Genomic DNA, 14,184 nt, shown 5'->3' with positions numbered 1-14,184 from the left:
TCGGCCCGCATGTTGGTGCACAGCTTCCATGCAATGATGTAGCGAGAGAAGTCGTCGAGCACGGTCGACAGGTACATCCAACCCCAGCCGATGATCTTGAAGTAGGTAAAATCGGTCTGCCACATCTCGTTCGGCCGGGTAGTCTTGGTGTGGAACTGATCGGCGGCCTTGATCACGACGTAGGCCGGGCTGGTGATCAGGCCGTGGGCCTTCAGGAGGCGGTAAACCGTGGCTTCCGATACGAAGTAGCGCTTCTCGTCGGTGAAGCGCACTGCCAGTTCGCGAGGGCTCAGGTCAGTCTCTTCCAGCGCCATTTCGACGATCTGGTCTTGGATGTCGCCGCCGATGCGGTTCCACACCCTGCCTGGAGCCGATGGCCGATCTTCCAGCGCCTCCGGCCCACCTTCAAGGTAGCGGTCATACCAGCGATAGAACGTCCGGCGGGCGATACCGAGCTTGTCCGGCGTGCGTTTGGCGGGCAGGTGCGACTGCTCGACGATCCGGATGATCTCGAGTTTTTCGGAGGCGGGATACCTCATTCGTCGTCGCCCCCATCCGCGATCATGCTTTTTTTCAGCAGACGGTTTTCGAGTTTCAGGTCGGCCACGCATTCCTTCAAGGCGCGGGCCTCGCGGCGCAGGTCCTGCACCTCGCCGGTGGTCGCGGCACGAGCGGTGTCGCCGGCCAGGCGGCGCTTGCCAGCTTCCATGAACTCCTTCGACCAGGTGTAGTACAGGCTCTGCGCGATGCCTTCCTTGCGGCACAGCTCGGCAATGCTGTCCTCGCCGCGTAGCCCATCGAGCACGATGCGGATCTTGTCCTCCGCCGAGAAATGGCGACGCGTCTGCCGCCGAATGTCCTTCACCACCCGCTCAGCAGGGGCCTTGGTCGGCGATTTTTTCAAGGAGGGTTGGGCCTTCATCTTCGTTCCTTCGTCACTACGACGAAGCCCCAACCCTCCTTAAATCACAACCTCAAATCTGTGCCATTGGTGCTGACGGCGGACATTCTGATGATGCTGGACGAGTTTCCGGCGCTGGGGCGGCTCGATTTCTTTGAAACGAGCCTCGCCTTCATGGCCGGCTACGGCATACGCGCCTTCCTGATCGCCCAGAGCCTCAACCAGATCGAGAAGGCCTATGGCGAGTACAACTCGATCCTCGACAACTGCCACGTCCGCGTCGCGTTCGCGACCAACGACGAGCGTACCGCCAAACGCATCTCCGACGCGCTCGGCACTGCAACCGAACAGCGCGCCATGCGCAACTATGCCGGCCACCGGCTGGCGCCCTGGCTTGCCCATGTCATGGTCAGCCGGCAGGAAACCGCCCGCCAGCTGCTGACCCCGGGCGAGGTGATGCAACTGCCGCCGGACGACGAGCTTGTCCTCGTCGCCGGGCTGTCGCCGATCCGTGCGAAGAAGCTGCGCTACTATCTTGATCCCAATTTTGTCGAACGGGTGTCGCGCCCGCCTTTGCTGACAGCCGGTCGCTACGCCGACCGACCAGCCCGGCGGCCCGATGACTGGTCCGATCGGCTCTGTGCCGTTTCCCTCCCAGCGCCTGCGCCGGCGCCCGAGCCGGCTGTGGCTGCGGACGAGGGTGGCCGGCAGCAGCAACTCCAGCTGGAACTGTCCGGGCGCGCAGAGGTCATTGCGAAACAGGTCGAGCAACGTCCTGTCCGGGAAGAGGCGGATGTCGCCACGGCCGCCCGCGCCATTGCCCGCGCGAAAGGCCCGAATGTCGCCCAGCAGGGGTTCGCGTTCAACGGGACGGTCGACCGCGACCTGGTTCGAGAGGATTGAGGCCATGAAGGTCCGGCAGAACCTCTACATCGACCGCGATTTGAGCCAGGCGCTCCACACGCTCGCGGCCGGCACGCGCGGGAACAAGAGCCGTCTGGTGAACGACGCGCTCCGCGACTGGCTCGGCCGCAAGGGCGCGAAAGAGGTCGATGACCTGTTGCGGCCACGGCTCGACCGCATCACCCGTGAGCTCTCGGGTACCCGGCGCGACATCGATGTGCTGATGGAAAGCCTCGCGCTCTTCGTCCGCTACCAGTTGATGGTCACAGCCCCGCTGCCGGAAGCGGATGCCGCCGGCCGGGCGGTCGGCCGCGAGCGCTTTGAAGCCTTTGTCTCGCAGGTCGGGCGTCAGATTGCGGCCGGCAGACGCAGTCTTCCCGGGAACGGGGGGGCGTCATGACAGCCTTGCGCCCGGAGACTGTGGCGAGCGGCCGCCGCCGCACGATGCTGCAGACCGCCTTCGGCCCGGCGATCGCCGCCGCGCTCGCCAATCCGTTGGTCACCGAGATCATGGTCAACCCCGATGGCGCCCTGCGGCTGGATATCCTGGGCGAGGGCCGTGTCGATACCGATATCCGGATCGAGGCATCAGAGGTCGAGCGCATCATCCGGCTGGTCGCCTCCAATATCGGCGGCGAGATCGCACCGGCCCGCCCCATCATATCCGCCGAACTGCCGGCCCATGGCACGGGCGCCGGCGAGCGGTTTGAAGGTCTGCTGCCGCCGGTCTCGCTCGCGCCCTGCTTTTCGATCCGAAAGCCCGCCGTCCGTATCCACACGCTTGGCGACTATGTGGCGGATGGGGTGATGTCTCAGGCGCAGGCAATGGTGCTGCGGGCAGCCGTTGCCGAACGCCGCAACATCCTCGTCGCGGGCGGCACCAGCTCGGGCAAGACCACGCTTGCCAATGCGCTGCTCGCCGAACTCGCTGATCGCGATGAGCGGGTGATCCTGATCGAGGACACCCGCGAACTGCAATCGCCCGCCCCGGATACCGTCGCGCTGCGGACGCGTGGAGGTTCGGTCACCATGGGCGACCTTGTGCGCTCGACGCTGCGTCTGAGGCCCGACCGCATCGTCGTCGGCGAAGTGCGCGGCCCCGAAGCGCTCGACATGCTTAAGGCCTGGAACACCGGCCATCCGGGCGGGATCGCGACCATCCACGCCAACAGCGCGGAAGCCGCCCTGATGCGGCTGGAGCAGCTGATCCAGGAAGCCGTCGTCCATGTGCCCCGTGCCCTCATCGCCGACGCCATCGACATGGTGGTTTTCCTGTCCGGTCGAGGCGCGGAACGCCGCCTGCAGACCATCGCCTCGATTGCCGGCCTGCTGGCCGACGGCCGCTACGCATTTTCGGATCTGTCGCCCGCATCACGCGTCAAATCCGACCCCCTCAACCCTGAAGGAGACTGACCATGCAATCCATCCAACCTCTCGTTCGTCGTCGGGCCCGCACCATCGGGCTGGGCCTTGCCCTTGCGCTTGCCGGCGGCGCCATCGCCGGGGGCTCCGGCATGCCGTGGGAAGAACCGCTGCAACAAGTTCTGGAATCCGTGCAGGGCCCGGTCGCCAAGATCATCGCGGTGATCATCATCATCGTCACCGGGCTGACGCTGGCGTTCGGAGAGTCATCCGGCGGATTCCGGCGGCTGATCCAGATCGTCTTCGGGCTCTCCATCGCCTTTGCCGCCTCGTCCTTCTTCCTCTCCTTCTTCAGCTTCGGCGGCGGAGCGCTGGTCTGATGAGCCATGTCGAGGGGTTCGAAACCCCGATCCATGCCGCATTGGGGTCGCCGATCCTGCTCGGCGGTGCGCCGCGCGGGATCGCGATCCTCACGGGCACGCTGGCCGCTGCCGTGGGTCTGGGGCTCCAGCAATGGCTGGTGGGCCTCGCGCTGTGGGCAGTCGGCCACAGCCTCGCCCTGTTCGCCGGAAAACAGGATCCGGACTTCGCGCCCGTGCTCGTCCGGCACCTTCGCCAGAAGGGTCATCTCACATGCTGAGCCTTGCCGAGTACCGCACGCGGACAGACCGGCTCGCCGACCATCTCCCCTGGGCGGCGCTGGTCGCCCCCGGCGTCGTCCTCAACAAGGATGGCAGCTTCCAGCGCAGCTTCGCGTTTCGGGGGCCCGATCTGGAAAGCGCGACCGAAGCGGAGCTCGTCTCGGTCTGTGCGCGGGCCAACAATGCGCTGAAGCGGCTGGGAACAGGATGGGCGCTGTTCTTCGAGGCGGATCGGCGTCCGGCCCCTGGCTATCCAGAAGGCCGGTTTCCGGACGCCGCCTCATGGCTGGTCGACGCGGAGCGCCGCGCCGGCTTTGAGGCCGAAGGCCAGCATTTCGAGAGCCGCTTCACTGGAACGCTTGTCTGGCTGCCACCTGCCGATGGGCAGGAGGCAGCCGGACGGGCACTGATGGAACGTGCGGAAGGCGAGAAGGGACGGGACTGGCGCGCAGCGCTGTCGGGATTCATCGCCGAGACCGACCGCCTGCTCGACCTCTTGTCCGGGTTCATGCCCGAAGTCCGGGCGCTCAGCGACAGCGAGACGCTTACCTTCCTCCACCGCACGATTTCGGATCGGCGGCATCTGGTCAGCGTTCCGGACACCCCCGTTTATCTCGACGCGCTCTTGCCCGACACAATGCTGACGGGCGGGCTGGAGCCGCGTCTCGGCGAGCTCCATCTGCGCACGCTGACATTGCTCGGCTTTCCCAACCTCAGCCGGCCCGGGATTCTCGACGCGCTCAACCATCAGGCTTTCGGCTACCGCTGGGTGACCCGCTTCATAGCCTTGGACAAGAACGACGCGACAAAGGCGCTCACCCGCATTCGGCGGCAATGGTTCAACAAGCGCAAATCGGTGACCGCGCTCCTGCGCGAGGTCATGTACAACCAGCCGACCCAGCTCCTCGACAGCGATGCCGACAACAAGGTGGTCGATGCCGATCTCGCGTTACAGGCGCTGGGGGGCGATCACGTCGCCTTCGGCTATCTCACCACGACCATCACCCTTGCCGATAGCGACCGAACGCGTGTCGAGGAGAAGCTGCGCGCCGTCGAGCGCGTGGTGAACGGGCTCGGGTTCACTTCGAAGCGCGAGACATTGAATGCGGTCGAAGCCTGGCTCTCCTCGCTGCCGGGGCAAGTCTATGCCAACGTCCGACAGCCCCTCGTCCATACCCTCAATCTCGCGCATCTGATGCCACTGTCCGCCGTCTGGGCCGGGCAGGCGCACAACCGCCATCTGGATGGGCCACCGCTGTTTCAGGCGCAGACCAGCGGTTCGACGCCGTTCCGCTTCTCGACACATGTCGGCGATGTCGGCCATATGCTGGTGGTCGGGCCTACGGGCGCCGGCAAATCCGTGCTGCTTGCCCTCATCGCGCTGCAGTTCCGCCGCTACCCAGACGCTCAGATATTCCTGTTCGACAAAGGGATGTCCGCTCGCGCTGCCGTGCTGGCGATGGGTGGCGCCCACCACCAGCTGGGAGCCGAGGGCCTGGCGTTCCAGCCGCTCCGCCACATCGATCAGCCCGACGAACGCAGCTGGGCCGCCGACTGGGTTGCAGCGCTCCTGGCTGGCGAACAGCTGGCGGTCACACCCGAGGACAAGGAGGCGATCTGGTCGGCGCTCGGAAACCTCGCCTCCGCGCCCCCTGACGAGCGGACGCTGACCGGTCTCTCCATGCTGCTGCCGTCCACGGCGCTCCGCATGGCGCTCTCGCCGTTCACGCTCGAAGGCCCGCATGGCCGGCTCCTGGACGCGGTCGAGCCGGATTTTCGCCTCGACAGCCTGCAATGTTTCGAGACCGAGGCCCTGCTGGATCAGGCTTCGGTCGTCGCGCCGGTGCTCACCTATCTCTTCCACCGCCTTGAACAGAGGTTCGACGGCCGGCCAACATTCCTAATACTCGACGAAGCCTGGATCTTCCTCGACCATCCGCTGTTCGCCGCCCGCATCCGGGAATGGCTGAAGACACTGCGCAAGAAGAATGTTGCGGTCCTCTTCGCGACCCAGAGCCTGGCCGACATCGCCGACAGCGCGATCGCGCCCGCGATCATCGAAAGCTGCCCGCAGCGCATCCTGCTGCCGAACGAGCGGGCGCTGGAACCGCAGTCAGAGGCCGCCTACCAGCGGTTCGGTCTCAATGCCCGCCAGATCGAGCTGATCGCCCGAGCCACCCCCAAGAAGCATTATTATCTCCAGTCCGCGCGCGGCAATCGCCTGTTCGAACTTGGCCTCGGCCCCATCGCGCTGGCGCTCTGCGGTGCATCAGGTGCTGCCGATCAGGTCCGTATCGATGCCATCCTCGACCGGCTGGCCGGCGCCGATTTTGCTGCCAGCTATTTTTCTGCTGCCGGCCTCGACTGGGCTGCGTCCCTTCTGAACGAATTCCCTGACCAACTGTTGAAGGAGTAGTTTTGATGCCGAACCCTGTTTCGCGCAGCCTTGCCGCCGTCGCCCTTTTCGCCGTGCTGTCGGCCACGCCCGCACAGGCGATCATGGTGTTCGATCCCACCAACTACAGCCAGAATGTGCTGACGGCGGCGCGCACGTTGCAGCAGATCAACAATCAGGTGAAGTCGCTGCAGAACGAGGCGCAGACCCTCCTCAACCAGGCGAAGAACCTGAGCAAGGTCGGCTTTCCCGAGATCGGAGCAATCACCACCCGTCTCCAGCAGATCGACCAGCTGATGGCAAAGGCCGAAGGCATCGAGTTCCGCATCGGCAAGCTCGATGCCCAATTTGCAAAACTCTTCCCTAACGATTTCAAGTCCGCCCTGAAGCTGGACGAACAGGTGCAGGCGGCCCGGACCCGTCTCGACACCGAGATGGCGGCGTTCCGCCACAGCATGACGGTACAGGCCAATGTCATCGAGAATGTGCAGGCCGATATGGTGGTGCTGAACGATCTCTCGGCCCGCAGCCAGGGTGCGGAAGGCGCGCTGCAGGTGGGGCAGGCGACCAACCAGCTGCTGGCCTTCTCCACCAAACAGCAGCTGCAGATACAGAGCCTGCTCGCCGCCCACTACCGTGCAGAAGCCTTCGAGCAGGCCCGGCGGTTGCAGGCCGAGACCGACGCCCGCGCGGCAGCGGTGAAGTTTCTGGGAACAGGCGAGGCCTACAACCCGAAATAGCCCCTTGCCCCCGCCTCCGCAGGACAGCCCCCATGCAAGACCTGAGCGTCATCGACGGATTCCTGGCGGACTTCATCCAGTATATCGACAGCGGCTTCGGCCTGCTGGGGCCGGACGTCGCCTTCCTGACCACCGTCCTCATCGGCATCGACATCACGCTCGCCGGGTTGTTCTGGGCGATGGGTGGCGAGGACAATGTGATCGGCCGCTTCCTGCGCAAGATCCTCTTCGTCGGCGCCTTCGCCTTCATCCTGAACCGGTTTGCGCTGCTGGCGGACATCGTCTTCCGCTCGTTCGCGGCTGCCGGCCTGACCGCAGGCGGAGGCATGATCACCGCCGACGATCTCCTGAAACCCGGCAAGCTCGCCGGAACCGGCTTCTCTGCCGCCTGGCCGCTTCTCGATCAGGTCGCGCAGCTGATGGGGTTCACCACCTTCTTCGACAATTTCCTGACCATCGCCGTCCTGCTCTTCGCCTGGGCGATCGTCATTGCCACCTTCTTCATTCTGGCCGTCCAGATGTTCGTGACGATCCTCGAGTTCAAGCTGACCGCGCTTGCAGGCTTCATCCTCGTCCCCTTTGCACTCTGGAACCGCACCAGCTTCCTCGCCGAACGGGTGCTGGGCGCCGTGGTCTCGTCGGGCATCAAGGTTATGGTGCTCGCTGTCATCGTCGGTATCGGCTCGGGATACTTCGCGGAGTTCACCGCCGCCATCAAAGGCCAGGAACCCGACATCGGGCAGGCGATGAGCCTCGTTCTTGCCTCACTCACCCTGTTCGGGCTCGGGATCTTCGGGCCTGCGGTTGCCGCTGGCCTCGTCTCCGGTGCGCCACAGCTGGGTGCCGGAGCGGCCGTCGGGACTGTCGCCGGTGCGGCCGGAGTCGCGGCCCTCGCCGGCGGCGCCACAATCGGTGCTGCGCGCCTTGCAGGCGGTGCGGCGCTTGGCTCTGTGCGCGCCGGCACCACCATGGGGTCTGCGGCATCCGCCTCTTATCAGCTCGGCCAGAGCGGTGCCGGGACGTCGACCATCGGCGCTGGCATCGGCGGCATGGCGCAGGCGGCGGGCGGCGCCATCCGCCAGAAGGCCGCGTCCGGCCTTGGTCTTGCTGATGCCGCGCGGCGCGGTCGCGATGGCGCCTGGGCGGCGATGAACGGCAGCAACGGGGCATCCGGCGGGTCTGACGTCGCGGGAGATGCAGCTCCGGCCTGGGCGCAGTCGCTGCGCCGGCAACAGGACAGCCGCCATCGGCGCCAGATCGCCATGCACAGCCTGCAGCAAGGCGACCGCGGCGGCGCCTCCGCCACCCCTGACATCCGGGAAAGGAACGACTGAGCCATGATCTTCAGACGCGCCGTCCAGCGATACGGACAAACCCCGCAACCCGTTACACCTTACGCCCGAGCCGGGCAGGTCTGGGATGACCGCATCGGCTCGGCCCGGGTTCAGGCCCGCAACTGGCGGCTGATGGCCTTCTGTTCGCTCGGCCTCGCGGTCGGCATGGCTGGCGCCTTCGTCTGGCAGGCGCGCCAGAGCCGGGTCATCCCCTATGTGGTCGAGGTCGACAGGCTGGGTGAGCCCCGGGCGCTGAGCGAAGCCGAGACGGCGCATCAGCCCACGGACCCACAGATCGCCTGGCACCTCGCCACGTTCATCGGCAATGTCCGCTCGGTCTCAATGGACCCGGTGCTGATGCGCCGCGACTGGCTGTCGGCCTATGACTTCGTGACGCCGAAGGCCGCGCAGTTTCTGGGCGAATATGCCCGAACCTCCGACCCGTTCGCCCGTATCGGCGAGGAAAGTGTCTCCGTGCAGGTGACGAGCGTCGTGCGAGCCTCTGAGCGCTCCTTCCAGGTCAAATGGACGGAAAATATCTACGCCCGCGGCAGCCGCACCGCCACGTCGCAATGGACGGCGATCCTCACCATCGAGACACGTGTGCCGGAAACCGCCGACACGCTGCGGAAGAATCCGCTTGGCATCTATGTCGACGCCATCGCCTGGAGCCGCGAGCTCGAGCCGGCTGCCGCGCAAGCCCCGGCGCCGCGCCGGAGCGCCGCCAGCCAATCCCCTGCCATTGAGGAGCTTCAGCCATGATGCGCATTCCTTTTGCCGCGCCGCTTTTGTCGGCGATTCTGCTCGCGCCCGTTCAGGGAGCGGCGTCCGCACCGGCTGATCCCGTGCGAGTCATCGAAGTCGCCAACCGCCAGGCGACCTATGGACCCGCCGCGCAGGATTTTGTGAACGCGGTCCATGTCTATCCCTACGTCGAAGGCGCAATCTACCGGGCGGTGACGGCGCCCGAACGGGTGACAGATATCGCCCTGCAGGCGGGCGAGACGCTCGTCGCGGTTGCAAGCGGGGATACCGTGCGCTGGGTGATCGGCGATACCACCAGCGGCGCCGGCGCTTCAAAGCGCACCCATGTGCTGGTGAAGCCGGTCGGTAACGGCCTTGCGACCAATCTCGTCATCACCACCGATCGCCGCAGCTACCATGTGGCGCTCACCAGTGTGGTGCGAACGGCGATGACGGCGCTGTCCTGGAGCTATCCGCAGGACGCGCTGCTGGCGGTCTCACGTCCGGTTCCGGCTGTGGAAGCTGTGGCGCCGCCGGGCGCATCACCCGGCTTCGAGATCGACCAGCTGAGATTTAACTATCAGTTGTCCGGTGACAAACCGGCCTGGCGGCCCCTGCGAGCGTTCGATGATGGCCGTCAGACCTATCTCGAGTTCCCGCCGACGCTTGCGGTCGGCGAGGCGCCGCCCCTGTTTCTCATCGGGGCGGATGGCGGGCCGCAGCTCGTCAACTATCGCGTCCGTGGCCGCTTCTATGTGGTCGACCGCATCTTCGACGTCGCGGAACTCCGGCTCGGCACAAAGAAGCAGCAGATCGTGCGCATCCAGCGGGTCGGTGGAACTGAACGTACGCGGAGCGGGTCATGAGCGACGATCCCGATACGGTGCAGCAAGAGGTCCCGCCCCCACCGGCAAAGGAGGATCCGGAGACTTTGGCGCTCAGGGCGCAGCCGCCGCGCGCGATCCGGTTCCGCCGCAGCGTCGTCATCGGCCTTGCCGCGGGCTCTTCGCTGGCGCTGATGGCAACCGCCTGGATCGCGCTCAGGCCGCCAACATTCGAGCTGATCTCCGGGGCGCCGGAGAAGGCGCCGCCTCCGCGTCCGCCGGCCGACGCGCTGCAATCAATGCCCGCAACCTACGAAGATGTCCCAAAGCTCGGACCTCCGTTGCCGGGGGACCTCGGTCGCCCGATCCTGGAGCATCAGCGCACCAATGCGATTGGGATGGAAGCGTCCGGAATAGATCAGGGCGGCAATCCTCAGGCCGACGCCAGCCGGCAGGCTGCTGATCGGGTGCGTCTGATCGCCGAGCGCAAAGCGGTTCGCGAGGCAGTGCTCCTTGTGCCGCTTCGTGACCGCGCCGAAACGGCGCCTTCCAGCACAGCGCCAGTAATTCAGCAGACTTCTCAGGGCGACATTTCGTCATCGCAGGAGGCAAGAGCCACAGATGGGAAGGCGGGGTTTGTCGCGACCCGGGATACGGGCGACGAGATCAATGCCCATCCGCTTGTGCCCGCCGCTTCGCCCGATCTGATTGCTGCCGGGAGTGTGATTGCTGCCAGCCTCATTACCGGGATCAACTCCGATACCCCCGGCCTCGTCATAGCCCAGGTCACTGAACAGGTGTTCGACAGCCCTACAGGCAGGCGACTACTCATTCCGCAGGGAGCGCGGTTGATTGGCCGTTACGACCATGTCGTCGCCTTCGGCCAGCGCAGGGCCCTCATCGTCTGGCAGCGGATTCTATGGCCCGATGGTAGCTCACTCCGTCTGGAGAACGTGCCAGCTACCGACCCCTCCGGCTATGCAGGCCTTGCCGACAAGGTCGACTTCCACAGCTGGCATCTGCTGCAGGGCGCGGCGATCTCGACGCTGCTGGGCGTTGGCGGCAATCTCACTTTCTCGGGCGAAAGCGACCTTGTTCGCGCCATCCGGGAATCCACGCAACAGAATGCAGCTCGCGCAGGCGATCAGCTGACCGCGCGAAACCTCAACATCCAGCCGACAATTACCATCCGGCCTGGCGCCGAGGTGCGTCTTGTCGTCCACCGCGACCTCATCCTAACCCCATGGAAGCAAGAGGAGACAGGACAATGGCGGAACTGAAACTCGCGCGCCTGCCAGACCGCACACCGGTGAAGCTCGGTATCAATGTCATGCCCGACCTGCACCAGGATCTCGTCGACTATGCGGCCCATTATGCGCTGGCCTATGGCGCCGAAGTGCAGATCACAGAACTGATCCCGGCTATGCTGGCCAGCTTCATCGAGAGCGACCGGGGATTCCTACGGTCCCGGGGACCGCGGCCATAAGTGAAGTTTGCCCGGCTTCAATCCTCAAACCACCAGATCAATGCAGCAGCAAGGAGGCCCCCATGTCTACAGACACGCCCGACCGCATTCTGCGTCTCCCTACCGTGCTCCGGCTCACAGGGCTCTGCCGCTCTACGCTGTACCGCAAGGTTGATGCGGGGAAGTTCCCGCGCCAGATCCGTATCGCTGAGCGCTGCGTCGGGTGGCGAGAGTCCGCGGTCAGGGACTGGATGCGCAACCCGATGTCCTACGATGTTGGCGGCCACCAATAATCTGCGGATCTCGCCTCAGGGACGAGCTTCGCCGATTCCGCATACGGTCGGTCAGATCGGGTGAAGACTATGCCTGTCGGGGTAAGGGTTGCCCTAGGCGGCCCGCTTTCTGGCACGCTCCACGGCCATCGCCCGCAAACTGTCCAGCTCGTCAGACCATGCCTGCATCATTGTAACCCGCTCAGCCCAGTATTCGCCGCGGGCATAGATGCGGCGCACGGAATTTGCGTCCACGTGTGCTAGCTGCCGTTCAATGGCATCCGGGTTCCATCTGCCGGATTCGTTGAGCAGCGTGCAGGCCATTGCCCGAAAGCCGTGGGTCGTCATCCGGCTGCCGCCATAGCCGAGCCTCTGAAGGGCGAGGTTCAGCGTATTCTCGCACATGGGCCGATTGCGTTTGCCCTGACACGGAAACACGTAGCGCTGGTCACCGCTAAGCGGCCTGATCTCTTCAAGGAGAGCGGCCGCCTGCCGGGACAGCGGAACGCTGTGCGGGCGGCGCATCTTCATCTTCTCGGCCTGGATCGTCCAGATGCGCTGCTCGAGGTCGAGCTCTGACCATTCCGCATGCCTCAGCTCGCCCGGACGGGCAAAGAGGTGGGGCGCCAGTCGAAGTGCGATGTGGGTGACCCGAAAGCCGTCGAAACGGTCGATGGCGCACATCAGCTCGCCAACCTCATCGGGTTTCGTGATCGCTGCGAGATGCTTGACCTTGGGTGTGGTCAACGCGCCGCGGAGATCCGTGGTCACATCGCGCTCCGCGCGCGCAGTGGCGACGCCATAGCGAAACACCTGCCCGCAGGTTCCACGCAGCCGGCGCGCCGTTTCGTGGAAGCCTTTCGTCTCGACACGCCGAAGCACTTCATAGACCTCATGTGCCGAAATTCGGTTGATTGGCCGGCTGCCGAGCTGAGGATAGGCAAATTTGAGTAGCCAGCGCTGCTTGCTCAGCGTGATGGCAGCCCGTCCTTCGCGCTCGCATTTTGCGAGCCATTCCTCGGCGACCACCTTGAACGTAACTTGTTCTGCGAGAAGGGCCGCGCGTTTCTCCTCGCGCACAATAGTTGCAGGGTTCGTTCCGCTCGCCAGCACCTTCTTGGCAGCATCGCGCTTCGCCCGTGCCTCTGAAAGGCTGACGGCCGGGAATACGCCGAGCGCCATGGACTGTTGCCTGCCGGCCCACCGGAACGCGTAACGCCAGGAACGTTGGCCCGTCGGATGCACCAGTATCTGCAGCCCGCCAGAATCACTGACCTTGTAGGCGCTCTCTCTGGGCTTCAGAGAGCGAACTTCCACCGCGGTAAGAGCCATGTTGCATCTCCCATTTTTGGCATCAGGAAAAGACCAACATTTGAGCCAACTTTGGGGGTGAAACGGCATGGCACAAGGTGGGTATTCCTTGGCATCTTATGCCAGAAAACCCTTGTTTTTTCAATGCTTGGGGGATGTTTTGGCACCCCGTGAAAAGGGGTACCTGGTGCCCAGAAGAGGACTCGAACCTCCACGACCTTGCGATCGCCAGCACCTGAAGCTGGTGCGTCTACCAATTCCGCCATCTGGGCACGGGGTAGGCGGGCGTCGTTATTGGCAGCTCTCGCGATTGTCAACAGCCCGGCGCCCCGGCTAAGGACGAAATCTATGAAGATTGCTCCTACCCCCGGCCTCGTGGTGCTGATCGGCGGCACCGGATTCATCGGAACCGCCCTAGCCGAAGTCCTTGCCCGCGCGGGCTGGCAGCTTCGAATCGCTGTTCGCGATACGGTCGCCGCGCTGCGGCTGAAGCCGCTGGGCGATGTGGGGCAGATTGGCGCGATCTGCGCGGATGTGCGGGTGCCCGCCAGCCTTGCCGCTGCCGTGCGCGGGGCCGATGTGGTGGTGAACCTGACGGGCCTGCTGGACGAAAAGGGCGGGCAGAGCTTCGAGGATGTGCATGTGAAGGGCGCGGCGGCCGCCGCAACCGCCGCCGCGCAGGCGGGCGCGAAGGCGTTCGTGCACCTTTCCGCCATCGGCGCGGATGCCGCCAGTGCGTCTGCCTATGGCCGCAGCAAGGCGGCTGGCGAGGCTGCCGTGAAGGCTGCCTTCCCGGCCGCCGCCATCGTCCGCCCCAGCCTTGTGTTCGGCGCAGAGGATGGCTTCACCAACCGATTCGCCAGTCTGATCGCCTCTGCCCCGGCGGTTCCCGTGATCGCACCGGGCAGCCGCTTCCAGCCGGTGTATGTGAAAGATCTGGCCGCTGCGCTGAAGGCCATCATCGAACAATCCGCCAGCGGCATTTTCGAGATCGGCGGCCCGGAAGTGCTGAGCATGAAGCAGATTCTGGGCTTCATCGCGCAGGAAACCGGCCATGGCGAAAAGCTGCTGGTGGATGCGCCTGATTTCGGCGCGCGCCTGCTGGCGGGCCTGGGCTTCCTGCCCGGCGCACCGCTGACGAAAGATCAATATTTGATGCTGAAGCAGGACAATGTGGTGTCCGGCGCGTATCCCGGCCTTGCCGGGCTCGGTATCGCCGCCACCCCGCTGGAGGCCGTCTCTGGCCAATGGCTTGCCCGCTATCGCGCGGGCGGCCGATTCGCAGCCTGAAA

The 14,184-nt window shown here is 65.1% G+C and carries 14 protein-coding genes, 1 tRNA gene and 2 pseudogenes; 14 read left to right on the top strand and 3 right to left on the bottom strand.

The features are described from left to right. Nucleotides 1–922: pseudogene (locus FJQ54_RS04335) on the bottom strand (transposase); the annotation flags it as partial. Nucleotides 923–1,006: 84 nt separating this feature from the next. On the opposite strand from FJQ54_RS04335, the pseudogene FJQ54_RS04330 reads away from it, so the two are divergent. The 13 genes and pseudogenes from FJQ54_RS04330 to FJQ54_RS04270 form a co-directional block, all read left to right on the top strand. Further along, nucleotides 1,007–1,804 (top strand): annotated as a pseudogene (locus FJQ54_RS04330) (type IV secretory system conjugative DNA transfer family protein); the annotation flags it as partial. 4 nt (nt 1,805–1,808) lie between these two features. Further along, nucleotides 1,809–2,204 (top strand): CopG family transcriptional regulator, encoded by a 396-nt coding sequence (locus FJQ54_RS04325; protein WP_140927205.1) that lies wholly within the window; start codon nt 1,809–1,811, stop codon nt 2,202–2,204. Further along, nucleotides 2,201–3,217 (top strand): P-type conjugative transfer ATPase TrbB, encoded by a 1,017-nt coding sequence (trbB, locus tag FJQ54_RS04320; RefSeq protein ID WP_140927204.1) that lies wholly within the window; start codon nt 2,201–2,203, stop codon nt 3,215–3,217. Before FJQ54_RS04325 ends, trbB begins: the two co-directional genes overlap by 4 nt. Before the next feature lie 2 nt (nt 3,218–3,219). After that, nucleotides 3,220–3,546, top strand: a complete 327-nt coding sequence (locus FJQ54_RS04315) for a TrbC/VirB2 family protein (protein WP_140927203.1) — start codon at nt 3,220–3,222, stop codon at nt 3,544–3,546. After that, a complete protein-coding gene (locus FJQ54_RS04310) occupies nt 3,546–3,806 on the top strand; it encodes a VirB3 family type IV secretion system protein (RefSeq protein WP_140927202.1) in 261 nt (86 codons plus the stop codon). Before FJQ54_RS04315 ends, FJQ54_RS04310 begins: the two co-directional genes overlap by 1 nt. Next, nucleotides 3,800–6,223, top strand: a complete 2,424-nt coding sequence (gene trbE / locus FJQ54_RS04305) for a conjugal transfer protein TrbE (protein WP_140927201.1) — start codon at nt 3,800–3,802, stop codon at nt 6,221–6,223. The genes FJQ54_RS04310 and trbE overlap by 7 nt, the downstream gene beginning before the upstream one ends. 5 nt (nt 6,224–6,228) lie before the next feature. Then, a complete protein-coding gene (trbJ, locus tag FJQ54_RS04300) occupies nt 6,229–6,942 on the top strand; it encodes a P-type conjugative transfer protein TrbJ (protein ID WP_140927200.1) in 714 nt (237 codons plus the stop codon). A gap of 32 nt (nt 6,943–6,974) precedes the next feature. After that, nucleotides 6,975–8,276 carry a P-type conjugative transfer protein TrbL gene (gene trbL, locus FJQ54_RS04295; RefSeq protein WP_140927199.1) on the top strand — a complete coding sequence of 434 codons (1,302 nt, stop codon included), beginning with the start codon at nt 6,975–6,977 and terminating at the stop codon, nt 8,274–8,276. Nucleotides 8,277–8,279: 3 nt separating this feature from the next. Beyond that, the gene (gene trbF, locus FJQ54_RS04290; RefSeq protein WP_140927198.1) at nt 8,280–9,038 is read left to right on the top strand and encodes a conjugal transfer protein TrbF; all 759 of its coding nucleotides are present in this window, start codon (nt 8,280–8,282) and stop codon (nt 9,036–9,038) included. Then, a complete protein-coding gene (gene trbG, locus FJQ54_RS04285; RefSeq protein WP_207790358.1) occupies nt 9,035–9,886 on the top strand; it encodes a P-type conjugative transfer protein TrbG in 852 nt (283 codons plus the stop codon). Before trbF ends, trbG begins: the two co-directional genes overlap by 4 nt. Next, nucleotides 9,883–11,124: a TrbI/VirB10 family protein gene (locus FJQ54_RS04280; protein WP_140927197.1), complete on the top strand. Its 1,242-nt coding sequence runs from the start codon at nt 9,883–9,885 to the stop codon at nt 11,122–11,124. Before trbG ends, FJQ54_RS04280 begins: the two co-directional genes overlap by 4 nt. Then, a complete protein-coding gene (locus FJQ54_RS04275) occupies nt 11,112–11,330 on the top strand; it encodes a DUF2274 domain-containing protein (protein ID WP_140927196.1) in 219 nt (72 codons plus the stop codon). Before FJQ54_RS04280 ends, FJQ54_RS04275 begins: the two co-directional genes overlap by 13 nt. Nucleotides 11,331–11,392: 62 nt before the next feature. Then, entirely contained in the window at nt 11,393–11,602 is a 210-nt protein-coding gene (locus FJQ54_RS04270) for a helix-turn-helix transcriptional regulator (RefSeq protein ID WP_140927195.1), read from the top strand. A 93-nt stretch (nt 11,603–11,695) separates the two neighbouring features. Here FJQ54_RS04270 and FJQ54_RS04265 read toward each other — a convergent pair whose 3' ends face one another. Beyond that, a complete protein-coding gene (locus FJQ54_RS04265) occupies nt 11,696–12,913 on the bottom strand; it encodes a tyrosine-type recombinase/integrase (protein WP_140927194.1) in 1,218 nt (405 codons plus the stop codon). A 164-nt stretch (nt 12,914–13,077) separates the two neighbouring features. Next, nucleotides 13,078–13,164, bottom strand: a tRNA-Leu gene (locus FJQ54_RS04260). A 76-nt stretch (nt 13,165–13,240) separates the two neighbouring features. Between FJQ54_RS04260 and FJQ54_RS04255 the strand changes: the two genes are divergently transcribed. After that, nucleotides 13,241–14,182: a complex I NDUFA9 subunit family protein gene (locus FJQ54_RS04255; RefSeq protein WP_140927193.1), complete on the top strand. Its 942-nt coding sequence runs from the start codon at nt 13,241–13,243 to the stop codon at nt 14,180–14,182. Nucleotides 14,183–14,184 lie beyond the last annotated feature (2 nt).

Source organism: Sandaracinobacter neustonicus (assembly GCF_006385875.1).
GTDB lineage: Bacteria > Pseudomonadota > Alphaproteobacteria > Sphingomonadales > Sphingomonadaceae > Sandaracinobacteroides > Sandaracinobacteroides neustonicus.
This window is presented reverse-complemented; position numbering and strand designations above follow the sequence as displayed.

Coding starts and splice junctions, on each gene's coding strand:
- FJQ54_RS04325 (WP_140927205.1), top strand. CDS start 1,809: ATGAAGGTCCGGCAGAACCTCTACATCGACCGCGATTTGAGCCAGGCG.
- trbB (WP_140927204.1), top strand. CDS start 2,201: ATGACAGCCTTGCGCCCGGAGACTGTGGCGAGCGGCCGCCGCCGCACG.
- FJQ54_RS04315 (WP_140927203.1), top strand. CDS start 3,220: ATGCAATCCATCCAACCTCTCGTTCGTCGTCGGGCCCGCACCATCGGG.
- FJQ54_RS04310 (WP_140927202.1), top strand. CDS start 3,546: ATGAGCCATGTCGAGGGGTTCGAAACCCCGATCCATGCCGCATTGGGG.
- trbE (WP_140927201.1), top strand. CDS start 3,800: ATGCTGAGCCTTGCCGAGTACCGCACGCGGACAGACCGGCTCGCCGAC.
- trbJ (WP_140927200.1), top strand. CDS start 6,229: ATGCCGAACCCTGTTTCGCGCAGCCTTGCCGCCGTCGCCCTTTTCGCC.
- trbL (WP_140927199.1), top strand. CDS start 6,975: ATGCAAGACCTGAGCGTCATCGACGGATTCCTGGCGGACTTCATCCAG.
- trbF (WP_140927198.1), top strand. CDS start 8,280: ATGATCTTCAGACGCGCCGTCCAGCGATACGGACAAACCCCGCAACCC.
- trbG (WP_207790358.1), top strand. CDS start 9,035: ATGATGCGCATTCCTTTTGCCGCGCCGCTTTTGTCGGCGATTCTGCTC.
- FJQ54_RS04280 (WP_140927197.1), top strand. CDS start 9,883: ATGAGCGACGATCCCGATACGGTGCAGCAAGAGGTCCCGCCCCCACCG.
- FJQ54_RS04275 (WP_140927196.1), top strand. CDS start 11,112: ATGGCGGAACTGAAACTCGCGCGCCTGCCAGACCGCACACCGGTGAAG.
- FJQ54_RS04270 (WP_140927195.1), top strand. CDS start 11,393: ATGTCTACAGACACGCCCGACCGCATTCTGCGTCTCCCTACCGTGCTC.
- FJQ54_RS04265 (WP_140927194.1), bottom strand. CDS start 12,913: ATGGCTCTTACCGCGGTGGAAGTTCGCTCTCTGAAGCCCAGAGAGAGC.
- FJQ54_RS04255 (WP_140927193.1), top strand. CDS start 13,241: ATGAAGATTGCTCCTACCCCCGGCCTCGTGGTGCTGATCGGCGGCACC.